The sequence below is a fragment of the Pseudoxanthomonas koreensis genome (assembly GCF_010093225.1).
Lineage (GTDB): Bacteria > Pseudomonadota > Gammaproteobacteria > Xanthomonadales > Xanthomonadaceae > Pseudoxanthomonas > Pseudoxanthomonas koreensis.
In genome coordinates this window covers 23,269-49,509 of record NZ_PDWM01000022.1, presented here as the reverse complement: position 1 = coordinate 49,509, position 26,241 = coordinate 23,269, and the positions used below count along the sequence as shown (strand labels likewise).

Sequence of the window (26,241 nt, the reverse complement as noted above, 5' to 3'; positions counted from 1 at the left end):
CAGCCGGGAGCGGGGGCGGGGCAGGGGGTAAACTGCGCGTCCCCGATACAGGCCGTGCCCGCATGCGCTTCTCCGCCCTGCTGTTCTCCCTCGCCATGGTCGCCAGCGCCGGTTGTTCCGGCGACAAGGCGCCCGATGCCCAGCCCGCCGCCACGCCGGCCAAGGAGGCCGCGGTGTCCGACCGCCGCCACGACGAGAGTTCGTTCGCCCAGCCCGACAAGGTCCGGATCGCCGACCTGGCGCTGGACCTGGCGCTGGACTTCGACCAGAAGCAGCTCGCCGGCACCGCCACCTACCAGCTCGAATGGCTCGACCCCAAGGCCAGCCAGCTGGTGCTCGACACCCGCAACCTCACCATCCAGAAGGTCGAAGGCGAGGCCGACGGCGCCTGGTCGCCGCTGCAGTTCGTCCTGGCCGACGCCGATCCGGTGTTCGGCAGCAAGCTCACCATCGAGTCGCCGCAGCGCAATGCGCGCGTGCGCATCACCTACCACACCGCGCCGACCGCCTCGGGCCTGCAGTGGCTGGAGCCGGCGATGACCGAGGGCAAGCAGCTGCCCTTCATGTTCAGCCAGTCGCAGGCGATCCACGCGCGCAGCTGGGTGCCGCTGCAGGACACCCCGAGCGTGCGCTTCACCTATAGCGCGCACGTCACCTCGCGCCCGGACGTGATGGTGCTGATGAGCGCCGACAACGACCCGGCCGCGCCGCGCGACGGCGACTACACGTTCAAGATGCCGCAGCCGATCCCTTCGTACCTGCTGGCTATTGCTGCTGGCGACCTGGTGTTCAAGCCGATCTCCGGGCGCAGCGGCGTGTGGGCCGAGCCGGCGATGGTCGATCGCGCGGTCAAGGAGTTCGAAGACACCGAGCAGATGATCGCCACCACCGAGCAGCTGTACGGCCCCTACCGCTGGGAGCGCTACGACATGCTGGTGCTGCCGCCGTCGTTCCCGTTCGGCGGCATGGAGAACCCGCGCCTGAGCTTCATCACCCCCACCGTGATCACCGGTGACAAGTCGCTGGTCTCGCTGATCGCCCATGAGCTGGCGCACAGCTGGTCGGGCAACCTGGTGACCAACGCCAGCTGGAAGGACATCTGGCTCAACGAGGGCTTCACCACCTACGTGCAGGGCCGCATCACCGAGGCGCTCTACGGCGTGGAAATGGCCGACATGGAGCGCCAGATCGACCAGTCCGGGCTGAAGAAGGACCTGGCCGGCATGGACCAGGCGCAGCAGGCGCTGGCGCTGCCGCCGCTGGCCGAGCACGATCCGGACGAGGCGCTGAGCGAGGTGGCCTACGTCAAGGGTGCGTGGTTCCTGCAGTTCCTCGAGCAGCGCTTCGGCCGCGAGGTGTTCGATCCGTTCCTGCGCGCCTGGTTCGACGACCACGCCTTCCAGAGCGCCGACACCGACCAGTTCGTCGAATACCTGAAGCAGAACCTGCTGCCGAAGAACCCCAACGCGCTGCGCCCGGAGGAACTGGACGCGTGGCTGAACCAGCCGGGCATCCCGGCCTTCGCCACCCCGGCCAAGTCGCGCACGTTCTCCAACGTCGACACCGCGCGGATCGCCTGGCGCGGCAGCGCGCAGCTGCCCAACCCGCAGATCACCGGCGACTGGGGCACCCAGGCCTGGGTGCACTTCCTGGAAGGCATGGGCGAGACGCTCAGGCCCGAGCAGCTGGCGCAGCTGGACGCAGCCTACAAGTTCACCGGCACGCCGAATGGCGAGATCGCGATGCGCTGGTACCCGCTGGCGCTGCGCAGCGGTTACCTGGAGGCGCGCCCGGCGGCGGGCGAGTTCATCGAGCGCGTCGGCCGGCGCAAGCTGGTGATGCCGATCTACCAGGAACTGGTGAAGACGCCGGACGGACTGGCGTTCGCCCGCGAGGTGTTCGAGCGCGCGCGTCCGGGCTACCACCCGATCACCACCGCGTCGGTGGAGGCGCTGCTGGCGAAGGCGGGCGCGGCGGCGTCGGCAGCGGCTCCGGCTCCGGCCGTTGTCGAGGCTCCGGCGCAGCCGCAGCAGCCGGAACAACCCGCGCAGCCCGAACAGCCGTAACGGGCGCACATGCCGTCGTTCCCGCCTGCGCGGGGATGACGGGCGGTGGTATCCAGCCCTCATCAGGTTTTCTGTCCCCAAGAGCGCCGCGATGGACATGATCAACTCCCGCCTGGCCGCAATGCTGCTGACCGCCGCGGTGCTCGCCACCACCGCCTGCACCGACCGCGAAGCCCAGCGCCAGGCCCAGGCCGCCGCCGAGGCGCAGGCGAAGGAACGCGCCGCCGCGCAACTGCAGCGCGAATACGACGCCGCAGTGGCCGCGAACAACTGGGAACTGGCGCGCATCCATGGTGCCGCACTGCTGGCGCAGTACCCGGACCCCCCGGCCGCCGAGGCGGTCGAGCCGGCGCTGGCCGACGTCACCGCCCGGGCCGACGCCGCACGCGAACAGCGCCGCCTGGCCGCGCTGTGGAACTACGCGCGCGTAGCCGCCGGCAAGGGCGAACAGCGCTCGGCGGCGATCCTCAGCACCGAAGCGGTGGACACCGGCGGCACGGCTCCGGCTACCGTGCAGCTGGTGATCCGCGACCACCCGGAATGGAAGCGCAGCGCCTACCTGGTGCTGCAGGGCGGCGATTTCGACTGCTATGGCGGCTGCAAGGTCAAGCTGACGTTCGACGACGCGGCGGCGAAACCGGCCTCCGCCTGGCGGCCGAAGACCGACGAGGCCATCGCGATGTTCATCGAGGACTACCGCGGCCTGTGGAAGCAGATGCGCAAGTCGCAGCGCATCGCCATCGAGTTCCCGGTCAAGGGCGGGGCGGGCAAGGCCGGCGGCACCCGCACCGCGGTGTTCGAAGTCGGCGGCCTGGACGGCGCCCAGATGCCCGGCTGGGACTAGGCGCGCGCGCCGGCCCGCGACGATGAATATCGACTACCTGGTCGTCGGCGTGGTCAGCATCCTGGCCATCGCGCTGCACGTGGTCCTGTTCGTGCTGTTCCGGCGCTGGATGGACCGCGACCTGGCGCTGTCGATGGCCGGCGATGACCCGGCGCGGCGTGCGTGGATGCTGGAGAAGCTGGCCCAGGCCCGCCGCGAGCGTGTACGCCGCCGCGACCTGGCGGCCTGGTTGCGACAGGCCGCCGCCGGTAGCGACCCGTAGAGCGGGGCAAGCCCCGTTCTACGAGAGCGTGTAGCCGAACTGCTGCTTGAACTGGTCGTTGAACTCGTCGAAGTCGAAGCGCTGGTTCTGGGTGCCGGGATGCTCGACCTTCAGCGCGCCCATCAGGTTGCCCATGCGGCCGATGGTCAGCCAGTCGTAGCCCTTGTCGATGCCGAAGATCAGGCCCGCGCGGAACGCGTCGCCGCAGCCGGTCGGGTCGACCACGCGGCGCTCGTGCGCCGGCGGCACGTCCCAGGTCTGCTCCCGGGTATGCACCAGCGCGCCCTTCGGACCCTGGGTGGTGATGTAGGCCTTCACCCGCGAGACGATCTCGCGGTCGGTCCAGCCGGTGCGCTCCTGCAGCAGGTTGGACTCGTAGTCGTTCACGACCACGTAGTCGGCCTGCTCGATGAACTCGCGCAGTTCCTGGCCGTTGAACAGCGGCATGGCCTGGCCGGGGTCGAAGATGAACGGCACGCCCATCTCCTTGAACTCGACCGCGTTCTGCAGCATGCCCTCGCGCCCGTCCGGGCCGACCAGGCCCAGGGTCACGCCCGGCACGTCGCGCACGTGGTTCTCGTAGGAACGCATCATCGCGCCGGGATGGAAGGCGGTGATCTGGTTGTTGTCGTGGTCGGTGGTGATGAACGCCTGCGGGGTGAACAACTCGTCGATCACCTTGACCCGCGACAGGTCGATGCCCAGCGCCTGGAAGTGCTCGCGGTACGGGCCGAAGTCCGAGCCCACGGTGCCCATCGGCACCGGGTTGCCGCCCAGCAGGTGCAGGTTGTAGGCGATGTTGCCGGCGCAGCCGCCGAACTCGCGGCGCATCCGCGGCACCAGGAACGACACGTTCAGGATGTGGACCTTGTCCGGCAGGATGTGGTTCTTGAACTGGTCCGGGAACACCATGATGGTGTCGTAGGCAAGGGAACCACAGATCAGGGTGGACATCGGCTGGCTGCTCGGGAGGCCCGGTGGCGGGCGAGGGGCACGGCGGGGCGGCCTGCGCCGCGGCGCAAAGGTTACCGGCTGCGTCCCGGCGCGGCCAGCCCGAGGGCCGCGGCCGGAACCGCGGCCGGACGCGCGGACTGTGGCCAAACCCGCGGTTTTAGCCCGGAATTTCCTTGCCCGCGCCCGGTCCCGTTGCTAGGCTAGCGGGCCGCTTTTTTTACCCTGCCTGCCCAAATTTTCGCCATCGGCGCGCCCCCGGGCGCCGGTCGCCGGGCCGCTCCGTCGCCCTCCCTGCCAGACCCTCCAGGACCGCATCCCCCGATGTTCAAGAAGCTCCGCGGCATGTTCTCCAACGACCTGTCCATCGACCTGGGCACGGCCAACACCCTGATCTACGTGCGCGGGCAGGGCATCGTGCTGAACGAGCCGTCGGTGGTCGCGGTGCGCCAGGACCGGGCGATCGGCGGCACCCGCACGGTGGCGGCGGTGGGCGCGGAGGCCAAGCAGATGCTCGGCCGCACCCCCGGCAACATCACCACCATCCGCCCGATGAAGGACGGCGTGATCGCCGACTTCACCTACACCGAGGCGATGCTCAAGCACTTCATCAAGAAGGTGCACAAGTCGCGCTTCCTGCGCCCGAGCCCGCGCGTGCTGGTCTGCGTGCCGGCCGGTTCGACCCAGGTCGAGCGCCGCGCGATCAAGGAATCGGCGGAAGAAGCCGGCGCGCGCGACGTGTACCTGATCGAGGAGCCGATGGCCGCGGCGATCGGCGCCGGCATGCCGGTCTCCGAGGCGCGCGGCTCGATGGTCATCGACATCGGCGGCGGCACCACCGAGGTGGCGGTGATCTCGCTCAATGGCATCGTCTATTCGGCCTCGGTCCGCATCGGTGGCGACCGCTTCGACGAGTCCATCACCAACTACGTGCGCCGCAACCACGGCATGCTGATCGGCGAGGTCACCGCCGAGCGGATCAAGGTCGAACTGGGCTGCGCCTGGCCGCAGACCGAGAACCGGGAGCTGGAGATCACCGGCCGCAACCTCGCCGAGGGCGTGCCGAAGATGATCAGGATCAACTCCCACGAAGTGCTCGAGGCGCTGCACGAGCCGCTGGCCGGGATCGTCTCGGCGGTCAAGCTGGCGCTGGAGCAGACCCCGCCGGAACTGGGCGCGGACGTGGCCGAGCGCGGCATCGTGCTCACCGGCGGCGGCGCCCTGCTGCGCGACCTGGACAAGCTGGTGAGCGAGGAGACCGGGCTGCACGTGCAGGTCGCCGACGACCCGCTGACCTGCGTGGCCCGCGGTGGCGGCCGCGCGCTGGAGCTGGTCGACATGCACGGCAACGAGTTCTTCGCGCCGGACTGAGCCGCCGCACGCGCCGGCCGCGGTGGCGTGGCCGCACGCACGCGCCGCGTCCACCGCCATACTTGCCCATCGTCCGCCGCGCCCTGACTAATCTTCGTGTCGTCGTATCCCGGTCCTACCGCCACCCGTCCCGGTGACACCGCCGGGACCCTGCGACTGCTGGCCTACCTGGCGCTGGCCATCACCCTGCTGGTGCTGGACCACCGCGGCGGCTGGCTGCGCCAGCTGCGCAGCCAGGCCGGCCTGGCGGTGCAGCCGGTGTGGGCGCTGGCCGGCCTGCCCGGCCGCCTCGGCAGCGGGCTGAAGGACGGCTTCGCCTCGCGTTCGGCGCTGCTGGAGGAGAACCGCCAGCTGCGCAACGACCTGCTGCTGGCCAACGCCCGCCTGACCCGGCTGCGCAACGCGGCCATCGACAACGCCCAGCTGCGCGACCTGCTCGGCGTGGTCGAGCGCGGCGGCCTGGACGTGCAGCTGGCGCCGATCCTGGACATCGACCTGGAGCCCTCGCGGCAGCGGCTGGTGCTGGCCGCCGGCAGCGGCGACGGCGTGGTCCGCGGCCAGGCGGTGATCGATGCCGGCGGCCTGCTCGGCCAGGTGATCGACGTCACCCCGATGCAGTCCACCGTGCTGCTGCTCACCGACCCGGACCATGCGGTGCCGGTGCTGATCGCGCGCAATGGCGTGCGCCTGATCGCCTACGGCCGCGGCGACCGCCTGGAACTGCGCGACGTGCCGATGAACCGCGACGTGCAGGTCGGCGACGTGCTGGTCACCTCCGGCCTGGGTGGGCGCTTCCCGGCCGGGTTCCCGGTGGCCACGATCACCGCGCTGCGGCCCGACGAGAGCCAGGCGTTCCTGGTCGGCGAGCTGGCCCCGGCGGCGCAGCTGGATCGCGGCCGCGACGTGCTGCTGCTGCGATCCGGTGCGTCGGCGACACCGCTGCCGGCCACGCCGCCACCCGCGGCCACGCCGCCAGCACCGGCCCCCGCGCAGCCGCCGCAGGAGCCGCAGCGATGAGCCGCCTGCGCGACGGCGGCTGGGTGCTGCCGGCCAGCCTGGTCGTGGCCCTGCTGCTGGGCCTGCTTCCGTTGCCCGACGCGCTGCAGCCGCTGCGCCCGTACTGGCTGGCGCTGGTGCTGGCCTACTGGGTGATCGAGGCGCCTTCGCGCGCCGGCCTGGGCCTGGCGTTCTGCGTAGGCCTGGTCGCCGACCTGGTCTACGGCGGCCTGCTCGGCGAGCAGGCGCTGCGGCTGGTGATCATGGCCTTCATCCTGCAGCGTTTCCGTGCGCGGCTGCGCTTCTTCCCGCTGTCGCAGCAGGCGCTGGCGATCGGCGCGCTGTTGCTCAACGACCGCATCGTCGATGCCGCGCTGCACCTGGCCCTGGGCCAGCCGACGCTGCCGTGGCACTACTGGTGGGCGCCGGCGCTGGGCGTGCTGCTGTGGCCGCCGCTGTTCCTGCTGCTGGATGCGCTGCGCCTGGGCCGGCGCGGCGACTGAGCGCCGGCGATGATGAGCAGCCGTCGCCCGGTCAAGAGCCCGCACGCGGAAGCCGAGCAGTTCCGCCGCCGCGCCGCGCTGGGTTTCATCGTCGTGGCCCTCGCCCTGGCCGGGCTGGCGGCGTGGTATTTCCGCCTGCAGGTGGTGCAGCACGCCGACTTCGCCACCCGTTCGGAGGCCAACCGTATCCGCCCGCGGCCGGTGGTGCCGGCGCGCGGCATGATCTACGACCGCCAGGGCCGGCTGCTGGCCGAGAACCTGCCGGCGTTCCGCCTCGACGTCACCCCCGACAAGGCCGGCGACCTGGACGCGATGCTGGCCGAACTGGGCCAGGTGATCCCGCTGGGCGAGGACGAGATCGCGCACTTCAAGCGCGAGCGGAAGTCCGGCCGCGGCTTCCTGCCGATCACCCTGAAGCTGCGCCTGAGCGACGAGGAGATGGCCGCCTTCGCGGTCAACCGCTGGCGTTTCCCCGGCGTGGAACTGCAGCCGTACCTGACCCGCCACTATCCCTATGGCGACCTGCTCGCGCACGTCGTCGGCTACGTCGGCCGGATCGACGAGGCCGACCTGGAAAAGCTGGGCGACGCCGGCGCGGCGCTGACCCACACCGGCAAGACCGGGATCGAGCGTTCCTACGAGGATCTGCTGCGCGGCCAGGTCGGCTACGAGCAGATCGAGACCAACGTGCAGGGCCGCGCGCTGCGCACCGTGGGCCGGGTGCCGGCGCGGCCGGGCCAGGACCTGCGCCTGTCGATCGACGCCGAGCTGCAGCGGGCCACGGTCGCCGCGTTCGGCGAACTGGAAGGCACCGCGGTGGCGATGGACCCGCGCAGCGGCGAGATCCTGGCGCTGGTGAGCCTGCCCAGCTACGACGCGAACCTGTTCGTCAACGGCATTTCCCACGTCGACTACCAGGCGCTGACCGAGAACCCGTCGCGGCCGCAGTTCAACCGCGCCGTGCTCGGCGGCGTGGCGCCGGGTTCCACGCTCAAGCCGTTCCTGGCCCTGGCCGGCCTGGACAGTGGCACGCGCCGGCCGGACGACAGGACCCTGTCCACCGGCATGTTCCACCTGCCGGGCACCAGCCGCGGCTGGGGCGACTCGCATCGCGGCGGCCACGGCTGGACCGATGCGCGCAAGTCGATCGCCGATTCGGTCAACACCTACTACTACAAGCTCGCCCTGGACATGGGCGTGGCGAAGATGGACGAGTACCTGTCGCGCTACGGCTTCGGCAAGCCCAGCGGCGTGGACCTGGCCGGCGAGGCCGGCGGCATCCTGCCCAACCCGGCGTGGAAGCAGAAGACGCGCAAGGAGCGCTGGTACCCCGGCGACACGGTCAACATGAGCATCGGCCAGGGCGACTGGAAGGTGACCCCGCTGCAGATGGTGCGCGGCACCGGCGCACTGGCCGACGCCGGCAACCTGCGCCGGCCGCACCTGGTGGAGGCGCGCCGCGAAAGCTTCGACGCGCCGTGGTCGCCGCTGCCGCAGCCGGAGCCCACCGCGATCGGCAGCGCCGCCAACCTGCAGGTGGTGCGCGAGGGCATGGTCGCCACCGTGCACGGCCCCGGCGGCACCGCGCGCGCGATCGGCGTGGGCATTCCATACCGGATCGCCGGCAAGACCGGCACTGCGCAGGTGGTCAGCCGCCGCGGCACCGCCGCGGTCAACCCGCGCAGCCTGCCGATGCACCTGCGCCACCGCGCGCTGTTCATCGGCTACGCGCCCGCCGACGATCCGCAGATCGCGGTGGCGGTGGCGGTGGAGGGCGGCGGCTACGGTGGCAGCACCGCCGCGCCGATCGCACGCGCGATCTTCGATGCGTGGCTGCTGGGCAAGCTGCCGGAGGGGCTGGAGCCGATCGATGGCGTGGTGGTGAAGGTCGACTGCGCCGAAGGCGACGTCGCCTGCGTGCAGGCGGCGCTGCAGGGCGTGCATCCGGAAGCGGACGCGGCGGCGCTATCCGCTGCGCCGTCGGGCACCGACGTGGCGTCGCCCGCACAGGCGCCGGGCCAGGCCCCCGCGGTGCCGGCGACCGGCGAAGCCCCCGCATCCGCCGACATCACGCAGGTCGCCGTGGCCACCGGCCCGCAGCGCACGCCGATCGTCGAATCCGACCGCAACCCGGCCGCGAACAGCTTTGCTGCCTGGGGGCGGCTCCATGCACCCACCGCGCCGGCGGTACCGGCGCCGCCGCGAAGCGATGGCCGGCCTGCCGCCACTCCGCCTGCCGGCGCGACGCCACCGGCATCCTCCGCGCCGCCTCGCGATGACGACGAAGGGGACGGGCAGTGAGGGATTTCCTGCGCTGGCTGCTGGACCTGGCCGGGCGTGCGACGCGCACGCTGGACTGGCCGCTGCTGCTGGCCCTGGCCGCACTGATGGGCTTCGGCCTGGCGGTGCTGTACAGCGCCGGTGGCGCCAGTGCCGGCCCGGCGCTGATCAAGGCCCAGGGCGCGCGCTTCGCGGTCGGCCTGCTGGCGATGTGGGCGCTGTCGCGGGTCTCGGTAATCCGCCTGCGCGCCTGGTCGCCGGCGATCTATGCGCTGGCGCTGCTGCCGCTGGTCGCGGTGCTGCTGGTGGGCACCGGCAAGCATGGCCGCCACTGGCTCGACCTGGGCGTGTTCTACCTGCAGCCGTCGGAGCTGCTGAAGATCACCCTGCCGATGATGGTCGCCTGGTACCTGCACATGCAGCCGCTGCCGCCGCGTATCGGCACGGTGCTGGCCGCCGGCGTGCTGATCGCGGTGCCGACCGGGCTGATCCTGCTGCAGCCGGACTTCGGCACCGCGATGCTGATCGCCGCCAGCGGCGTGTTCGCGCTGCTGCTGGCCGGATTGCCGTGGTGGTGGGTCGGGGTGGCGGTGGGCGGCGTGGCCGCGGTCGCCCCGGTGGCCTGGATCTGGCTGCTGCGGCCGTACCAGAAGGACCGCATCCTCACCTTCCTCGAACCGGAGCGCGATCCGCTGGGCACCGGCTGGAACATCATCCAGTCCAAGATCGCGATCGGCTCGGGCGGGCTCACCGGCAAGGGCTGGGGCGAGGGCAGCCAGTCGCACCTGAACTTCATTCCCGAGCAGACCACCGACTTCATCTTCGCCGTGCTCAGCGAGGAGTTCGGCTGGCTGGGGGTCGCCACGGTGCTGGCGCTGTACCTGTTCGTGGTCGGCCGCTGCCTGTGGATCGCGATGGAAGCGCGCGACACCTATTCGCGCCTGCTCGCCGGCTCGCTGGGCCTGGCGTTCTTCGTCTACGTGCTGGTCAACGGCGGCATGGTCTCCGGCCTGCTGCCGGTGGTGGGCGTGCCGATGCCGCTGCTCAGCTACGGCGGCACCTCGGCGGTATCCCTGCTCGCCGGCCTGGGCCTGGTGATGGCCGTGCGCAGCCACCGCCCGGTGCACGGCTACCGCTAGCAACGGCCCGCAGTTCGCCTGCCAAGCCACTGTAGGAGCCCACTTCAGGGGGCGACCCGACGCCGCTGGAACACGCCGTTTTCAACGCGAAGTTTCCGGATGAGGTCGCGTTGGACACCGCACCTCCACCCTCATCGGGTCGCCCCCTGAAGTGGGCTCCTACAGAAGAGCCGCCGCATACGTTGGAACGACGGGCGTGGAGGCCTCCGCGGGCGAATTCAAGGAGGAGGCGGCGACCGCAGGCCGTCGCCGGGGGACATTCGCCTGCGGAGGCCTCCACGACCGGCGCCCCGCGCCCCCAACGCGCGAGTACCCCGCGCGCCCCACGCGCCACCGCGCCCCGCGCGCGCGATCGCCACCGCGCCCGCATAGGCGACGCCATCGACAACGCGCCGACTGCAAAAAACCGCCGGTTCCGCGGGTTTGCGCACGGTGCTAACCTGCCGCCAATGACGAAGCCCGCACTGACCGGCCTGCTTGCCCTCGTCCTCCTCGGCTGCGTGCCGAAGGAGGCCAAGGTGGCCTCTCCTCCTTCGAATGCCGTGACTGCCAAGCAGGACGCCGCGGTGCCGGCCGAAGCCGCGCCGGAGAAGACCGCCGCCCCGGCGGTGGACCTCACCCCGGTCCCGTTCGAGACCGCGCGCGCCAACTTCGTCCGCGACACCTCCAGGCGCTTCGGCATCCCCGCCGCGGAAATCGAAGCGACCCTGGCCCGCGCGCAGTTCCTCGACTCGGTGGTCGCGGCGATGTCGCGCCCGGCCGAGCGGGTCAAGCCGTGGCACGAATACCGGCCGATGTTCATCACCCAGGCGCGCATCGACGGCGGCCGCGCGTTCATGGCGCAGAACCGCGCCGCACTGGAGAAGGTGCAGGCGAACACCGGCGTCCCGGCCGAGCTGATCGTGGCGATCATCGGCGTGGAGACCAGCTACGGCGGCAACACCGGCCGCTACTCGGTGCTCGACGCGCTGTACACGCTGGCGTTCCGCTACCCGCGCAGCGGCGACCCGGCCAAGCTCGAACGCGAAGTGCGGCGCGAACTGTTCTTCCGCGACGAACTGGCGCAGCTGTTCGCGCTGGGCCGCGAGGAGAAGCTGGACATCGCCACGCTCAAGGGCAGCTACGCCGGGGCGATGGGCCTGGGCCAGTTCATGCCGTCGAGCTACCGCCAGTTCGCGGTGGACGGCGATGGCGACGGCCGCCGCGACCTGTTCAACAGCCTCGACGACGTGTTCGCTTCGGTCGCCAACTATTTCCTGGAGCGGGGCGGCTGGGTGCCCGGTGGCCCGGTCGCGGTGCCGGCCACGCTGGCCGCCGGCCGCGAGCCGTTCAATCCCGAGGACTGGACCCCGACCCACAGCCTGGCCGACCTGGCCGCGCGCGGCTACGCGCCGCAGCAGGCGGTGCCCGCCGGCCTGGCCGCCACGCCGGTGTCGCTGGAAGGCAGCGCCGGCCCGCAGTACTGGCTCGGCTTCCAGAACTACTACGCCATCACCCGCTACAACATCTCGAAGATGTACGCGATGGCCGTGTTCCAGCTCTCGCAGGCCATCGCCGGCCGCGACATCCCGCCGGCATGAACGCCGCCCTGCCGCGCACGCTGCGGGCCGGGGCGGTGCTGCTGGCGGTGCTGGCGCTGGCCGCCTGCGGCAGCACGCCGAAGAAGCAGGACAAGGCGGACGGAAAGCCGGTCGCCGGCAAGCAGGCGGGGCAGGCCGCGGGCACGGCGCAGGCCGGCTGCAACGGCACCTCGCCCTACGCGGCCGCGCAGGAGGATCCTTCGACCCGCGGCCACTACACCGCCGGAGGCCTGTACAAGCCCGGGGTGAAGGACACCACGCCCAGTTACGTGCCCAACGTGGCCTGCATCCCCGAGCCGGTGGTCACCGACGAACCGCGCTCGCCGGTGGGCAACCGCTCGCCGTACACGGTGCTGGGCAAGCAGTACCACGTGATGGACCGCACCCGCGGCTACAGCGAGAAGGGCACCGCTTCGTACTACGGCGCCAAGTTCCACGGCCGCCGCACCTCCAACCAGGAGGTGTACGACATGTACGCCTTCACCGCCGCGCACAAGACCCTGCCGCTGCCCAGCTTCGCCCGGGTCACCAACCTGGACAACGGCCAGTCGGTGGTGGTGCGGGTCAACGACCGCGGGCCGTTCCACGAGGGCCGGGTGATCGACCTCAGCTACGCGGCGGCGGTGAAGCTGGGCATCGTCGCCCGCGGCACCGGCTGGGTCGAAGTGCGCGCGCTGGCCCCGGGCGATGCCGATGCGCCGCGCGTCGCGTCCGCTTCCACGCCCGCATCGCCAACACGTGCCGCCGCCGCATCGGTCGCTTCGGCCGCACCGGACACGGTGGCGCTACCGCCCACCGGGCTGGACAACCTGGTGCAGGCCTTGCCGCCGGCCGCGTCGGCCGCGTCGACGCCGCCGGTCCCGTCGCAGGGCGTAGTTGCCGCCGATGAACCGGCACGACCGGGCATCGCCATGGCTGCGGCTTCCACCCCGGCCGTGGCCATGGCTGGCGGCGGCGGCGCAGCGGGCGGCATGCCCACGCAGGTCGCGGTGGGCGTGGCGCAGTCCGGCAGCTACGGCCCGGCGGCACCGGCCACCGCGGGTCCGGCGGCGGCCAGCCGCACGGTCAGCCCCTCCGCCGGTGACGGCGGCGCGGAGCTGCAGGTGGCCAGCTTCAGCAACCTGGACAACGCCCGCCGCGCGCTGGAGCGGCTGCTCGCGGCCGGCATCGCCGGCGCCCGCCTCGACGACGTGGTCGCCGGCGGCCGCACGTTCTGGCGGCTGCGGGTGGCGCCGGAAGGTGGCGATGCGATGGAACTTGCCAGCCGCATCGCCGGTCTGGGATTCGGGACGCCGCAACTGGTCCGTGAATGACGCCGCCGTCCGGCGGCCCGCGCCGGAGGCCGCCCCGTACAATGTCCCGCGTGTGGCGCCGGTGTCCGGCGCATCCGTTCCCATCGCCGGTGGCTGCGCCGCCGTTCCCGCAGGAGTTCCCACCCGCATGAAGTTCCGCCTCGCCGCCGCCGCGCTGGCCACCACCTTCTCGATCGGCCTGGCCCTTGCCCAGGCACCGGCCCCGCAAGCGGCAGCCGCCACGCCCGCCACCGTCTCCATCCCCGAAGCGCCGAGGCCCGCCCGGTCCAGCGCCTGGCTGGTGATGGACTACGCCACCGGCCAGGTGCTGGCCGGCGAGAACGCCGACGTCCGGGTCGAGCCGGCCAGCATCACCAAGGTGATGACCGCCTACGTGGTCGCTGCCGAGATCGCCGCCGGCAAGGTCTCGCCCGACGACCAGGTGCTGATGAGCGAGCGCGCCTGGCGCGAGGGCGGCGCCCGTACCGACGGCAGCTTCAGCGGCTTCCCGGTCAACCAGCGCGCGCCGTTGCGCGACATGGAAAAGGGCATGGCCGTGCAGTCCGGCAACGACGCCGCCATCGCCCTGGCCGAGCACGTCGCCGGCACCCAGGAGGCGTTCGCCGACCTGATGAACAGCTACGCGGCGAAGATCGGCATGAACAACAGCCACTTCGTCAACGCCCACGGCCTGTCGGCGCCGGAGCACTACAGCACCGCCCACGACCTGGCCCTGCTGGGCCGCGCCTTCATCCGCGACTACCCGGAGACCTACGCGTTCAACAGCGTCAAGGAATTCACCGTCAACGGCATCAATCAGCCGAACCGCAACCTGCTGCTGTGGCGCGACCCGAGCGTGGACGGGATCAAGACCGGCCACCATTCCGGCGCCGGCTACTGCCTGATGAGCTCGGCCAAGCGCGACGACCAGCGCCTGGTCGCGGTGGTGATGGGCTCCAGCTCCGAGCGCCAGCGCGCCGACGACAGCCTGGCCCTGCTCAACTGGGGCTTCCGCTTCTACGAGACCCACAAGCTGTACGAGCCGGGCAAGCCGGTGGCGCAGCTGAAGGTGTGGAAGGGCAAGGCCGACCAGGTCCAGCTGGGCGTTGCGCAGCCGCTGCTGGTGAGCGTCCCGCGCGGCCGCTACCCGGACCTGAAGCCGGCGATGGAAGTGCCGAAGTCGCTGGTCGCCCCGATCGCCGCCGGCCAGGAGATCGGCACGGTGAAGGTGTCGCTGGACGGCCAGGTCGTGGCGCAGGCGCCGCTGGTGGCGGCCAGCGCGGTCGAGGAAGCCGGCTTCTTCAAGCGCCTGTGGGATGCGTTCTGGATGTGGTGGGAAGCGGACTGACGGCCCATGGAAATCAAGTCCGACAACCCCGAGCACGGCTTCCAGTTCCCCGGCACCTTCGAGCTCAGCGCGATGGGCGCGGCCGGCATCGGCCTGGAGAGCGAACTGCCCCGGCTGCTGCTCCAGGCCGGCGTGGAGGTGCTGGAGGAAAGCATCCAGTGGAAGCATTCCTCCAACGGCAAGTACGTGTCCGTGCGCATCGGCTTCCGCGCGCTGAGCCGCGAGCAGTACGACGCCGCGCACGCGGCCCTGCGCGACCACCCCGAGGTGAAGTGGACGCTGTGAGCGCCACCGCGCCGGCCTGCACTTCCGGTGCGGTGCCGGAGCGTGCGCCGCTGCCCGCGCGCTGCTTCGACCTCGGCCGCCAGGCCTACGAGCCGGTGTGGCGGGCGATGCAACGCTTCACCGATGCGCGCGGCGAGGACAGCGTCGACGAACTGTGGCTGGTCGAGCACGAGCCGGTGTTCACCCTGGGGCAGGCCGGCAAGCCCGAGCACGTGCTCGCCCCCGGCGACATCCCGGTGCTGCACGTGGACCGCGGCGGCCAGGTGACCTACCACGGCCCCGGCCAGATCGTGCTGTACCCGCTGCTGGACCTGCGCCGGCTCGGCATCGGCGTGCGCGAGTACGTGTGCCGGATCGAGCAGGCGATCATCGACACCCTCGGTGAGTGGAACATCGGCGCCGAGCGCCGCGAAGGCGCGCCGGGCGTGTACGTGGGCGCGGCCAAGGTCGCCGCGCTGGGCATCCGCGTGCGCCGCGGCTGCACCTTCCACGGCCTGGCCTTCAACATCGGCATGGACCTGGAACCGTTCCACCGGATCAACCCCTGCGGCTACCAGGGCCTGCAGGTGACCTCGCTGCAGGACCTGGGCGGACCCTCGGGGATGGACGCGGTAAAGCCGGTGCTGCTGGCGCAGATCGCCCGCCAGTTCGGCCTGGACCTGCACCCCCAGCCTGGTCTTCCCGCAGCCCTGTTGTAGGAGCCCGCATGAGGGCGACCCGGTGGCACCTGCTGGGGCGGCGCTCAACGCGACAGCCTGGATCCGCTGCGTTGAACACCGTCTCCGGAGGCGCCATCGGGTCGCCCTCATGCGGGCTCCTACAGTGAAGAGCGCCGCGCCGGGTTGCGGCGCCGTTCCACCCGCCGCCGCCAGCGTTGCGCCCGTGGATCCGCCAGGGCCGGGCAGCGGGTCGGGCCCCGCTCTACAATAGGCGCCATGACTGCCCCCGCCCCCCGCACCATCCCGCTCCAGGTCCTGTCCGAAACCGACGCCGCGCCGGCACCGCTGCAGGCCGGGGCCAAGCAGCTGGGTGGCGACAAGATCGGCCGTTCGCCGGTGCAGTTCGCCGATGCGCCGGTGCTGCGCAAGCCGTCGTGGATCCGGGTGCGGATCCCGTCCGGCAACGCGGTGGCCAACCTCAAGGCCAAGCTGCGCGAGAACCGCCTGGTCACCGTGTGCGAGGAGGCCAGCTGCCCGAACATCCACGAATGCTTCGGCCACGGCCCCGCCCCCTTCATGACCCTGGGCGAGGTCTGCCCCCGCCGCTGCTCGTTCTGCGACGTCGCCCATGGCCGGCCGAAGCCGCCGGATGCCAGCGAGCCGGCGAACCTGGGCAACACCGTGGCCGACATGGGCCTGCGCTACGTGGTGGTCACCAGCGTCGACCGCGACGACCTGCGCGACGGCGGCGCCCAGCATTTCGTCGACTGCATCGCGGCCATCCGCGAACGCGCCCCGGGCACCCGGATCGAGATCCTGACCCCGGACTTCCGCGGCAAGGGCCGCATGGACCGTGCGCTGGAGATCCTTGCGGTCAATCCGCCGGACGTGTTCAACCACAACATCGAGACGGTACCGGACCTGTATCCGAACGTGCGCCCGGGCGCCGACTACCAGTGGTCGCTGACCCTGCTGCAGAAGTTCAAGGCGCAGCACCCGTCGATCCCGACCAAGTCCGGGATCATGCTCGGCCTGGGCGAGACCATGGAGCAGGTCCAGGCCACCCTGCGCGACCTGCGTGCGCACGATGTGGAAATGATCACCATCGGCCAGTACCTGCAGCCGACCGCACACCACCACCCGGTGATGCGCTACTGGACGCCGGAGGAATACAAGGCGCTGGAGGACTACGGCTACGCCCTGGGCTTCAGCCACGTCGCCTCCGGGCCGATGGTCCGTTCGTCGTACCACGCCGACCGCCAGGCGGCCGGTGCCGGCGTCGGCGCCTGATCCGCGCCGCGCGGCATCGCATCGCGGCGCGGTGTTCACTTTTCCCTACGCCGCCACCGCTAGCCTGAAGCTGACCGTACGCCCACGTGCCTGCAACTTCCGGCACTGGCGGCGGTCACAGCCCCCGACCAGCCTGATCCGACCGGCGCCGCGCCGGCCACGAGCCCCTACATGACCCGCCGATCCGCCCGCACGCTGTCCCTGTTTGCCGCCCTCCTGCTGGCCGTCCCGCTCGCGCTGCTGGCGCGCGCCGACGGCGAGCCGGTGGCGATCGCGCCCACCGCCGACCAGGCTACTGTGTCCAGGATGGTCTACGGCGCGCTGTCCGACAGCCGCCTGGCCTATCGCCCGCGCCCGGCCGACCACGCGCTGTCGGAGGACATCTTCCGCCGCTACCTCGAGGCGCTGGACGGCAACAAGCAGTTCTTCACCGCCGCCGACATCGCCCGCTTCCAGCCCTACGAAGACCGCATGGCCGACGCCGTGCGCGAGGGCGATCCTTCCTCGGCCTACGCGATGTTCGCCGTCTACCGCGAGCGCGTGGCCCAGCGCGTGGCCCACGCGCGCAAGCTGCTCGGGGAGGACTTCGACTTCACCGGCGACAAGCGCTGGGAATACGACCGCGAGGACGCGGCGTGGGCCGCCGACACCGCCGGGCTTGACGCGATATGGCGCAAGTCGGTGATGAACGACTGGCTGCGGCTCAAGCTCGCCGGCAAGGAGCCGGCGGAGATCCGCAAGACCCTGGACAAGCGCTACCAGCAGATCGCCCGTTCGGTGGACGAGTTGAAGAGCGAGGATGTGTTCTCGCTGTTCCTCAACGCATATACCGCCTCGGTGGACCCGCACACCGACTACTTCAACCCGCGCAGCGCCGAGAACTTCAACCAGGCCATGTCGCTGTCGCTGGAAGGCATCGGTGCGCAGCTGCAGCGCCAGGACGATTTCATCATCATCCGCGAGATCATCCCCGGCGGGCCGGCCGCGCTGGACGGCACGCTGAAGGCGGGCGACCGCATCGTCGGCGTCGGCCAGGGCCGCAACGGCGCGCTGGAGGACGTGATCGGCTGGCGCATCGACGACGTGGTCGCAAAGATCCGCGGCTCCAAGGGCACCCCGGTCAAGCTCGAATACATCCCGGCCGAGGGCGGCATCGACGGCGAACACCGCACCGTGACCCTGGTCCGCCAGCGGGTGGAACTGGCGGAGCAGGCCGCCAAGAGCAAGACCTACACGATCCCGGCGCAGGACGGCATGCCCGCGCGGGTGATCGGCGTGATCGAGCTGCCGACCTTCTACCAGGACTTCGAAGGCCGTCGCCGCAACGGCGACGACTACACCTCCGCTACCCGCGACGTGGCGCGCCTGCTGGGCGAGTTCAAGCAGAAGGGCGTGGATGGCGTGGTCCTGGACCTGCGCAACAACGGCGGCGGTTCACTGGACGAGGCGGTGCAGCTCACCGGCCTGTTCATCGACCAGGGCCCGGTGGTGCAGCAGCGCGAATCCGGTGGCCGCGTGCAGGTGTACAGCGACCGCCAGGCCGGCGTGGCCTGGGAGGGCCCGCTGGCGGTGCTGGTCAACCGTGGTTCGGCCTCGGCCTCGGAGATCTTCGCCGGCGCGATGCAGGATTACGGCCGCGCGCTGATCATCGGCGAGACCACCTTCGGCAAGGGCACGGTGCAGAACCTGCTCGACCTGGACCGCTGGCCGGCGGCCAACGAAGGCCCGCGCTACGGCCAGGTGAAGCTGACCATCGCCCAGTTCTTCCGCGCTGACGGTGGCAGCACCCAGCACAAGGGCGTGGTCCCGGACATCGCTTACCCGCTGAGCGTGGACGCCAACGAGTTCGGCGAGAGCACCTACGACAACGCCCTGCCGTGGACCCGGATCACCGGCGTGCCGCACGCGCGCTACGGCAACTTCGCGCCGATGCTGCCGCAGCTGCAGCAGATGCATGCCACGCGCATCGCCGACGACCTGGAGTTCCAGTGGTGGAGCGAGGACGTGGCCCACTACCGCGCCGAGGCGGCGAAGAAGTACCTCTCGCTGAACGAGGCCGAGCGCCGCGCCGAGCGCGAGCGCCAGGAAGCCCAGCGCAAGGAGCGCCAGGCGATCCGCAAGGAGAAGGGCCTGGACCTGGACCCGCTGGCCGAAGAAACCGACGACGGCCTCACCGCCAACGAGCGCGACGTGGTTCGCGACGCTGCCCGCGAGAAGGCCGCCGAGAAGCGCCCGGACCCGCTGCAGCGCGAAGCCGCCGCGATCCTGGCCGACGCCATCGGCCTGCTCGAACACGACCGCCCGATGTCGGCGCAGGTGCTGCCGAAGACGGCCTCGGCGACGCGCTGGGCCGAGTAAAAAAGGGGACAAAAAAGGGGACGGAGGCAATTAAGCGCACAGCGCTTAATTGCCTCCGTCCCCTTTTTTCGCTCAGTCCGGAACCGCCAGCGCCAGCGTCTCCTTGACCTCTTCCATCACGATGTAGCTCTTGGACTCGCGCACGTGCGGCAGGGTCAGCAGGCTGCTGCCCAGCAGCTTGCGGTACGAGGCCATCTCCGAGATGCGCGCCTTGATCAGGTAGTCGAAGTCGCCCGACATCAGGTGGCACTCCAGCACGTTGGGCAGTTTCAGCGCCGCGCGGCGGAACTCCTCGAAGATGTCGCCGGACTTGTACGCCAGGCTGATTTCCACGAACACCAGCAGCCCGGCCTTGAGCGCCTGCGGATTGAGCCGCGCGTAGTAACCCTCGATCACCCCGTCGCGTTCCAGCCGGCGCACGCGCTCGGTGCAGGGCGTGGTCGACAGCCCGACGCGCTCGCCCAGTTCGGTGAACGAGATCCGTCCTTCCTGCTGCAGGATGCGCAGGATGTGGCGGTCGATCCGGTCCAGGTCGCGGTGGCGGGCGGGCTGCGGGCGGGCGGCGCGGTCGGCCATGGGAAAACCTCCGTGACGTGCCGGGTTGTTAAGGTGAATCCACCTTAACATGATGATAAAACAGAAAAAACAACCACATATTCGTCCATATACTGCGCACCTTGTCGGCGGCCACCCTGTTCAGGCAGTGGAAGCCCCTAAACCGAGGGTAGGGCGATGCAGCGGGTTCTGGTTCTGGGCAGTGGCGTGATCGGCGTGACCAGCGCGTGGTACCTGGCCAACGCCGGGTTCGAAGTGACCGTGGTCGACCGCGAGCCGGGTCCGGCGCGCGCGGCCAGCTATGCCAACGCCGGTCAGATCTCGCCGGGCTACGCCTCGCCGTGGGCGGCCCCGGGCATCCCGCTGAAGGCGATCAAGTGGCTGTTCCAGAAGCACGCGCCGCTGGCGATCAGGCCCACGCTCGATCCCGGGCAGTACCTGTGGCTGGCGCAGATGCTGCGCAACTGCACCGCCTCGCGCTATGCGGTGAACAAGGAGCGCATGGTCCGCCTGGCCGAGTACAGCCGCGACTGCCTGGACGAGTTGCGGATGGAGACCGGGCTGGGCTGGGAAGGCCGCCGCCTGGGCACGACCCAGCTGTTCCGCACCCAGGCCCAGCTCGACGCCGCCGCGCGCGACATCGCCGTGCTCGAGGAGGCCGGCGTGCCGTACGAGGTGCTCGACCGCCACGGCATCGCCCGGGTCGAACCGGCGCTGGCCGCGGCCGGCGACACCCTGGTCGGCGGCCTGCGCCTGCCCGGCGACCAGACCGGCGACTGCCAGCTGTTCTGCGAGCGCCTGGCCGCGCTGGCGAAGCTGAAGGGCGTGGAGTTCCGCTACGGCGCCCACATCGAGGCGATCGAGGCCGACGGCGAGCGCGTCACCGGCGTGCGCATCGATGGCCGGCTGGAAACCGCCGACCGCTACGTGCTGGCGCTGGGCAGCTGGTCGCCGAAGCTGCTCGCGCCGCTGGGCATCCGCCTGCCGGTGTACCCGCTGAAGGGCTATTCGCTGACCATCCCGATCGTGGACGCGGCGATGGCGCCGACCTCCACCGTGCTCGACGAGAGCTACAAGATCGCGATCACCCGCTTCGACCGCCGCATCCGCGTCGGCGGCATGGCCGAGGTCTCCGGCTACGACCTGTCGCTGGACCCGCGCCGGCGCGCCACCCTTGAGAAGGTGGTCAACGACCTGTATCCGCGCGGCGGCGACCTGGCCCGCGCCGAGTTCTGGACCGGCCTGCGCCCGGCCACGCCCGACGGCACCCCGGTGGTCGGTGCCACCGCGCTGCGCAACCTGTTCCTCAACACCGGCCACGGCACCCTGGGCTGGACCATGGCCTGCGGCTCGGGCCGCTACCTGGCCGATGTGATCGCCCACCGCCCCACCGGCATCCGCCGCGAAGGCCTGGACATCTCGCGCTACGGCCGCGGCGCTAGCGCGTCCGCCGACCGCTCCGGGCCGGTTCCGGCGACAATCGGCTGATACCGGCGGCCGCGGCGACGGCCAGTCCTCCTGTCGTCGCCGCGAAACGCTTCATCACAGCCCGTTACCGGATCCGCAGCCCTGATGCGCCCCGCCCGCGCCCTCATCGACCTCGACGCCCTGCGCCACAACTACCGCCTGGCACGCCGGCTTTGTGGCGGGGATGATGGCGGTGGCCGCGCGCTGGCGGTGGTCAAGGCCGACGCCTACGGCCACGGCGCGCTGCGTTGCGCCGCCGCGCTCGAGGCCGAGGCCGACGGTTTTGCCGTGGCCTGCATCGAGGAAGCGCTGGCGTTGCGCGAAGCCGGCATCGGCAAGCCGATCCTGCTGCTGGAAGGTTTCTTCGACGCCGACGAACTGGCGCTCATCGTCCACCACGACCTGTGGACCGTGGTCCATGCGCCCTGGCAGGTCGAGGCGCTGGAGCGCACGCCGCTGCCGAAGCCGGTCGACGTGTGGCTGAAGCTGGATTCGGGCATGCACCGCGTCGGCCTGGAGCCGCGCGACTACCGCGATGCCTGGCAGCGCCTGCGCGCCCTGCCGCACGTGGGCGCGCTGGTGAAGATGAGCCACTTCGCCCGCGCCGACGAACCGGACTGCACGCGCACCACCGAACAGCTCGACGCCTTCGCCGCCGCCACCGCCGGCCTGCCCGGCGAAAGCAGCCTGTGCAATTCGCCGGCGCTGCTCGGCTGGCCGCAGGCGCGCGCCGGATGGGCGCGCCCGGGGCTGATGCTCTACGGCGTGTCGCCGTTCGCCGATCCGGCGCATCCGTCCGCCGCGCAGCTGCGCCCGGTGATGACCCTGGAATCGAAAGTGATCGCCGTGCGCGAGCTGCCCGCTGGCGAGCCGGTCGGCTATGGCGCGCGTTTCGTCACCGACGCGCCGACCCGGATCGGCGTGGTCGCGATGGGCTACGCCGACGGCTACCCGCAGTTCGCGGTCAACGGCACGCCGGTGGCGATCGACGGCCGCCCCGGCCACCTGGTGGGAAGGGTGTCGATGGACATGCTCACCGTGGACCTGACCGCGCACCCGCAAGCGGGCGTCGGCAGCCGCGTGGAACTGTGGGGCAAGCAGGTGCCGGCCGCGCAGGTGGTGGCCCACAGCCAGACCAGCAGCTACCGCCTGCTGTGCGCGGGGAAGCGGGTGCCGCTGGAATACCGCGGCTGAGCCGATGGGCGACGCCGGGGCGGAGGATCGACCCGCCGCCGGTGCCGGGTTTCAGTCGGCCGTGGTGAAGCCACGCGCCTTGAAGATCGCCGACGCCTGCGGACCGGCCAGCCATTCCACGAACGCTTTGGCGCCGGGATGCGTGCTGTCCTTCAGCCGCGCGACCGGATACACGATCTCCGGATGGCTGCCTGCCGGGAATGTACCGACCACGCGCACGCGCGGCTCGGCCTTCGCATCGGTGCCGTAGACAACGCCCAGCGGCGTTTCGCCACGCGCCACGAACATCACCGCCGCGCGCACGTTCTCGCTTTCGGCCACGCGTGGCGCGACCTGGTCCCAGACGCCGAGCGAGGTGAACGCCGCGCGCGCGTACTTGCCGGCCGGCACGCTGGAGGTCATTCCCAGCGCGATGCGGCCGCCGCCGAGCAGCGCGGGGATGTCCACGCCCGGCTTCAGCGCCACCGGCGCGATCGTGCTGCCGGCCGGCGCCACCAGCACCAGGGTGTTGTGCAGCAGGTTGCGGCGCGTGCTGGCATCGACCAGGCCGCGCTGTTGCAGGTAGTCCATCCAGTCGGTGTCGGCAGCGAAGAACACGTCGGCCGGCGCGCCCTGTTCGATCTGGCGCGCCAGCGCGGAGCTGCCTGCGTACGACACCACCACCGGCTGGCCGCCGGCCTTGCGCCAGGCCGCCACCGATTCGTCGAGCGATTCCTTCAGGCTGGCGGCAGCGTAGACCGTGATCGGCGCGGCCTCCCGCGCGGCCGCGGATACGCACGCGGGCAGCCACAGGGAAAGGGCGAGCAGGGCTTTCAGCAGATGGCGGGTCATGGGGTCCGCGGGCATGGACGGTGCGGGGCAAGCATACCCGCGGCTGCGTGGGCGGGCGTCAGGACGCGTCGACCAGCCTGCCGCCGGCGTCGACCACGAAGCGCGCGCGCCGTCCGCGGTAATAGAACGAGGCCCGGTACAGTCCGGCGTCCTCGCCGGTGCCGCGCTCGCACAGCACGCTGACCTTGCCGTCGTCCATCAGCCGGCGGAACCCGTCCACGTCCAGGCCGAGTTCGCGGGCGACCATGGCACCGTCGATTTCCAGCGCTGGCAGGTTGCCATCCATGCATGGACCGATGTGGGGATGGCTGCACGATCAAGCAACCGGCGCGTCGCCACCTTGACCTGGGTCAGGCCGCGGCCGGATCGGCGCGGCCGCGCGGTGGCCCGCCTGCCCGCGGGGCCTTGCCCGCCGCGATGGCGGATAATGCCGGTCCTTTCCCGCGGTTTTTCCCCCGTGAGCCACGACGACGCTCCCCTGAAGGCGCTGCTGCTGCCATTCGATGGCGGCACCCTGCCATGGCCGGCCCAGGGCACGATCGCCTTCCTGCGCGCGCGCGACGGCTGGCCGCTGCGCCAGCACCCGCTGCACGGCCTGCGCTGCGAACAGGGCTTCAAGCCGCTGGCCGACGGCCTGCGCGCGGCCGGGCTGGAGGTGGAACCGGAACTGGATGGCAGCGGCGATGCATCGCTGGTGCTGGTGCTGCCGCCGCGCCAGCGCGACGAGGCGCAGGCGCTGCTGGCGCGCGCGGTCGAACTGGCCGCGCCCGGCGCGCGCGTGGTCGCCGCGGTGGCCAACGACGAAGGCGCGAAATCGCGCGAGCGCGACCTGCAGCAGCTGGCCGGCCTGGCCGGCAGCGCCACCAAGTTCCACTGCCGGGTGTTCTGGACGCCGCCGCTGGACGGCAGCCACGACGCGGCGCTGCTGCAGCGCTGGCGCGCGGCCGACGCGCCGCGGCCGATCCTCGGCGGGCGCTACAGCAGCCGCCCGGGCGTGTTCGCCTGGGATCGCATCGACGCCGCCTCGGCGCTGTTGGCCGCGCAGCTGCCGGCCGACCTTGCCGGGCGTGGCGCCGACCTCGGTGCCGGCTGGGGCTACCTGGCCGACGAAGTGCTCGCGCGCGCGCCGCGCGTGCAGGCGCTGGACCTGTACGAAGCCGAGGCGCGCGCGCTGGAACTGGCGCGCGCCAACCTGGCGCCGCACGCATCGCGCGTGGCGCTGGGCTTCCACTGGCACGACGTCACCACCGGCCTGCCCGAAGGCGGCTACGACTTCATCGTCAGCAATCCGCCGTTCCACGCCCACGACCGTGGCGACCGCCCCGAGCTGGGCCAGCGTTTCATCGAAGTGGCGGCGCAGTCGCTGCGCCGCGGTGGTCGCCTGCTGCTGGTGGCCAACCGCCACCTGCCGTACGAGGCGACCCTGGCGGCGGCGTTCGCCACGCAGCGCGTGCTGGCCGAAGGCGGCGGGTTCAAGGTGATCGAAGCGGTGAGGAGCTGAGCATGGCCAAGTCGATGAAGCTGGTGAAGCACCTGGCCAACCTGGGCTACGGCAGCCGCAAGGAAGTGGCCTGGATGTTCCGCGAGGGCCGCGTCACCGACGCCGCCGGCGAGGTGTTGTACGCCGACGATCCGCTGGAGCACGACAACGTGCGCGTGGACGGCGAGCCGCTGGATCCGCCGCAGGGGCTGGTGCTGGTGCTCAACAAGCCGGCCGGTTGCACCTGTTCGAGCAAGGACCGCGGGCGCGTGGTCTACGACCTGCTGCCGCCGCGCTTCCGCCTGCGCGATCCGGCGCTGTCCACGGTCGGCCGGCTGGACCGCGACACCACCGGCCTGCTGCTGCTGACCGACGACGGCATGCTGCTGCACCGGATCGTTTCGCCGAAAGCGAAGCTGCCCAAGGTCTACGAGGCCACGCTCGCCCACGACCTGCGCGGCGACGAGGCCGCGCTGTTCGCCAGCGGCACCCTGCTGCTGGAATCGGAAAACACGCCGCTGCTGCCGGCGCAGATGGAAGTACCCGGTCCGCGCCAGGCGCGGCTGACCCTGCACGAGGGCCGCTACCACCAGGTGCGGCGCATGTTCGCCGCCACCGGCAACCACGTCGAGGCGCTGCATCGCCCGCGCGTCGGTGGACTGGACCTGGGCGACCTGGCCGAGGGCCAGTGGCGCGCGCTGGATGCCGCCGACCTGGATCGCCTGTTCTCCACGGAGACCGCATGAGTCCGGCCACCGCTACGCCCGCACCGCTGCCGTTCCTGCCCGAGGCGGTGATCTTCGACATGGACGGGCTGATGCTCGACAGCGAGCGCGCGATCAACGACTGCATGGCGCGGGTCGCGCGCGAACTCGGCCACGACCTGCCCGAAGCGCTGTGGCTGCAGATGATCGGCGGCGGCGAGGGCAAGTGCCGGCGCCTGCTGGCGGAGCGGATCGGCGAGCCTGCGGCGGACGAGCTGCTGCAGCGCTCGGAGCGGGAGTACGACGTGATCGCCGATGCCGGCATCGACCACCGCCCCGGGATCGTCGACCTGCTCGAACTGCTGGTCGCGCGAAGCATCCCGCGCGCGGTGGCCACCTCCACCCGCAGGGCGCTGGCGATGCGCAAGCTGGCCGCGGCCAACCTGCTGCCGTACTTCGACGCGATCTGCACCAGCAGCGACGTGCCGCGGCCCAAGCCGGCGCCGGACGTGTACCTGCTCGCCGCCTCGACCCTGGGCGTGGTGCCTGCGCGCTGCCTGGTGCTGGAGGATTCGCCCACCGGCGTGCGCGCGGCGCTGGCCGCAGGCATGACCCCGATCCAGGTGCCGGACATGCTGGAGCCGGACGAGTCGGTGCGCGCGCTGGGGCATCGCATCGTCGTTTCGCTGGGGGAGGCGAGGAGCCTGCTCGAAGCGCGGCTGGCGGGCCTTTTGTAGGAGCGGCTTCAGCCGCGACCCGGTGGCGTGGGGAGGAGCGGTGTGCCGC

The 26,241-nt window shown here is 71.4% G+C and carries 24 protein-coding genes; 20 read left to right on the top strand and 4 right to left on the bottom strand.

Features of this window, described 5'->3' with window-relative positions; translation table 11 throughout:
* Nucleotides 1–62 precede the first annotated feature (62 nt).
* The 3 genes from CSC64_RS08470 (at nucleotide 63) to CSC64_RS08460 (ending at nucleotide 3,172) form a co-directional block, all read left to right on the top strand.
* Nucleotides 63–2,066: a M1 family metallopeptidase gene (locus CSC64_RS08470; RefSeq protein ID WP_162434883.1), complete on the top strand. Its 2,004-nt coding sequence runs from the start codon at nucleotides 63–65 to the stop codon at nucleotides 2,064–2,066.
* A gap of 112 nt (nucleotides 2,067–2,178) precedes the next feature.
* Nucleotides 2,179–2,910, top strand: a complete 732-nt coding sequence (locus tag CSC64_RS08465) for a hypothetical protein (RefSeq protein ID WP_162434887.1) — start codon at nucleotides 2,179–2,181, stop codon at nucleotides 2,908–2,910.
* A gap of 22 nt (nucleotides 2,911–2,932) precedes the next feature.
* Nucleotides 2,933–3,172 (top strand): hypothetical protein, encoded by a 240-nt coding sequence (locus CSC64_RS08460; protein ID WP_202922338.1) that lies wholly within the window; start codon nucleotides 2,933–2,935, stop codon nucleotides 3,170–3,172.
* 18 nt (nucleotides 3,173–3,190) lie between these two features.
* Here the strand turns inward: CSC64_RS08460 and CSC64_RS08455 are convergent, their stop codons facing one another.
* A complete protein-coding gene (locus CSC64_RS08455) occupies nucleotides 3,191–4,126 on the bottom strand; it encodes a carbohydrate kinase family protein (RefSeq protein WP_162434882.1) in 936 nt (311 codons plus the stop codon).
* 321 nt (nucleotides 4,127–4,447) lie between these two features.
* Here CSC64_RS08455 and CSC64_RS08450 point away from each other — a divergent pair, with 321 nt between their 5' ends.
* The 12 genes from CSC64_RS08450 (at nucleotide 4,448) to CSC64_RS08395 (ending at nucleotide 19,224) form a co-directional block, all read left to right on the top strand.
* The gene (locus tag CSC64_RS08450; protein ID WP_162434881.1) at nucleotides 4,448–5,494 is read left to right on the top strand and encodes a rod shape-determining protein; all 1,047 of its coding nucleotides are present in this window, start codon (nucleotides 4,448–4,450) and stop codon (nucleotides 5,492–5,494) included.
* Between the two features lie 96 nt (nucleotides 5,495–5,590).
* The gene (gene mreC, locus CSC64_RS08445) at nucleotides 5,591–6,511 is read left to right on the top strand and encodes a rod shape-determining protein MreC (RefSeq protein ID WP_162434880.1); all 921 of its coding nucleotides are present in this window, start codon (nucleotides 5,591–5,593) and stop codon (nucleotides 6,509–6,511) included.
* Complete coding sequence (gene mreD / locus CSC64_RS08440) at nucleotides 6,508–6,993, top strand: rod shape-determining protein MreD (protein ID WP_162434879.1); 486 nt, start codon at nucleotides 6,508–6,510, stop codon at nucleotides 6,991–6,993. The genes mreC and mreD overlap by 4 nt, the downstream gene beginning before the upstream one ends.
* Before the next feature lie 12 nt (nucleotides 6,994–7,005).
* Nucleotides 7,006–9,294, top strand: coding sequence for a penicillin-binding protein 2 (gene mrdA, locus CSC64_RS08435; protein ID WP_162434878.1), 2,289 nt, complete (start codon nucleotides 7,006–7,008; stop codon nucleotides 9,292–9,294).
* Nucleotides 9,291–10,412 carry a rod shape-determining protein RodA gene (gene rodA, locus CSC64_RS08430; protein WP_162434877.1) on the top strand — a complete coding sequence of 374 codons (1,122 nt, stop codon included), beginning with the start codon at nucleotides 9,291–9,293 and terminating at the stop codon, nucleotides 10,410–10,412. The genes mrdA and rodA overlap by 4 nt, the downstream gene beginning before the upstream one ends.
* Nucleotides 10,413–10,861: 449 nt before the next feature.
* Nucleotides 10,862–11,992 carry a lytic murein transglycosylase B gene (gene mltB, locus CSC64_RS08425; protein ID WP_162434876.1) on the top strand — a complete coding sequence of 377 codons (1,131 nt, stop codon included), beginning with the start codon at nucleotides 10,862–10,864 and terminating at the stop codon, nucleotides 11,990–11,992.
* Nucleotides 11,989–13,305, top strand: coding sequence for a septal ring lytic transglycosylase RlpA family protein (locus CSC64_RS08420; protein ID WP_162434875.1), 1,317 nt, complete (start codon nucleotides 11,989–11,991; stop codon nucleotides 13,303–13,305). The genes mltB and CSC64_RS08420 overlap by 4 nt, the downstream gene beginning before the upstream one ends.
* 127 nt (nucleotides 13,306–13,432) lie before the next feature.
* A complete protein-coding gene (locus CSC64_RS08415; protein WP_162434874.1) occupies nucleotides 13,433–14,632 on the top strand; it encodes a D-alanyl-D-alanine carboxypeptidase family protein in 1,200 nt (399 codons plus the stop codon).
* A 6-nt stretch (nucleotides 14,633–14,638) separates the two neighbouring features.
* The gene (locus tag CSC64_RS08410) at nucleotides 14,639–14,917 is read left to right on the top strand and encodes a DUF493 family protein (protein WP_162434873.1); all 279 of its coding nucleotides are present in this window, start codon (nucleotides 14,639–14,641) and stop codon (nucleotides 14,915–14,917) included.
* The gene (gene lipB, locus CSC64_RS08405; RefSeq protein WP_202922337.1) at nucleotides 14,914–15,615 is read left to right on the top strand and encodes a lipoyl(octanoyl) transferase LipB; all 702 of its coding nucleotides are present in this window, start codon (nucleotides 14,914–14,916) and stop codon (nucleotides 15,613–15,615) included. The genes CSC64_RS08410 and lipB overlap by 4 nt, the downstream gene beginning before the upstream one ends.
* Before the next feature lie 237 nt (nucleotides 15,616–15,852).
* On the top strand, nucleotides 15,853–16,866 hold the full coding sequence (lipA, locus tag CSC64_RS08400; RefSeq protein WP_162434871.1) for a lipoyl synthase: 1,014 nt from the start codon (nucleotides 15,853–15,855) through the stop codon (nucleotides 16,864–16,866).
* Between the two features lie 171 nt (nucleotides 16,867–17,037).
* Nucleotides 17,038–19,224, top strand: a complete 2,187-nt coding sequence (locus CSC64_RS08395; protein ID WP_162434870.1) for a carboxy terminal-processing peptidase — start codon at nucleotides 17,038–17,040, stop codon at nucleotides 19,222–19,224.
* A gap of 72 nt (nucleotides 19,225–19,296) precedes the next feature.
* Here the strand turns inward: CSC64_RS08395 and CSC64_RS08390 are convergent, their stop codons facing one another.
* Complete coding sequence (locus CSC64_RS08390; RefSeq protein WP_162434869.1) at nucleotides 19,297–19,800, bottom strand: winged helix-turn-helix transcriptional regulator; 504 nt, start codon at nucleotides 19,798–19,800, stop codon at nucleotides 19,297–19,299.
* A 156-nt stretch (nucleotides 19,801–19,956) separates the two neighbouring features.
* Between CSC64_RS08390 and CSC64_RS08385 the strand changes: the two genes are divergently transcribed.
* Together CSC64_RS08385 and alr are read left to right on the top strand one after the other, a co-directional pair.
* On the top strand, nucleotides 19,957–21,267 hold the full coding sequence (locus tag CSC64_RS08385; protein ID WP_162434868.1) for a D-amino acid dehydrogenase: 1,311 nt from the start codon (nucleotides 19,957–19,959) through the stop codon (nucleotides 21,265–21,267).
* 84 nt (nucleotides 21,268–21,351) lie between these two features.
* On the top strand, nucleotides 21,352–22,440 hold the full coding sequence (gene alr, locus CSC64_RS08380; RefSeq protein WP_162434867.1) for an alanine racemase: 1,089 nt from the start codon (nucleotides 21,352–21,354) through the stop codon (nucleotides 22,438–22,440).
* A 51-nt stretch (nucleotides 22,441–22,491) separates the two neighbouring features.
* Here the strand turns inward: alr and modA are convergent, their stop codons facing one another.
* Nucleotides 22,492–23,271, bottom strand: a complete 780-nt coding sequence (modA, locus tag CSC64_RS08375) for a molybdate ABC transporter substrate-binding protein (RefSeq protein ID WP_162434866.1) — start codon at nucleotides 23,269–23,271, stop codon at nucleotides 22,492–22,494.
* A 58-nt stretch (nucleotides 23,272–23,329) separates the two neighbouring features.
* Nucleotides 23,330–23,557, bottom strand: coding sequence for a DUF6522 family protein (locus CSC64_RS08370; protein WP_162434865.1), 228 nt, complete (start codon nucleotides 23,555–23,557; stop codon nucleotides 23,330–23,332).
* A gap of 171 nt (nucleotides 23,558–23,728) precedes the next feature.
* On the opposite strand from CSC64_RS08370, the gene CSC64_RS08365 reads away from it, so the two are divergent.
* Genes CSC64_RS08365 through CSC64_RS08355 form a run of 3 tightly spaced genes read left to right on the top strand, consistent with a single transcriptional unit; the run spans nucleotide 23,729 to nucleotide 26,192 of the window.
* The gene (locus CSC64_RS08365; protein ID WP_238389861.1) at nucleotides 23,729–24,772 is read left to right on the top strand and encodes a class I SAM-dependent methyltransferase; all 1,044 of its coding nucleotides are present in this window, start codon (nucleotides 23,729–23,731) and stop codon (nucleotides 24,770–24,772) included.
* Between the two features lie 14 nt (nucleotides 24,773–24,786).
* Nucleotides 24,787–25,497 (top strand): pseudouridine synthase, encoded by a 711-nt coding sequence (locus CSC64_RS08360; RefSeq protein WP_162434885.1) that lies wholly within the window; start codon nucleotides 24,787–24,789, stop codon nucleotides 25,495–25,497.
* On the top strand, nucleotides 25,494–26,192 hold the full coding sequence (locus tag CSC64_RS08355; RefSeq protein ID WP_162434863.1) for an HAD family hydrolase: 699 nt from the start codon (nucleotides 25,494–25,496) through the stop codon (nucleotides 26,190–26,192). Before CSC64_RS08360 ends, CSC64_RS08355 begins: the two co-directional genes overlap by 4 nt.
* The last annotated feature ends 49 nt before the right edge of the window (nucleotides 26,193–26,241 follow it).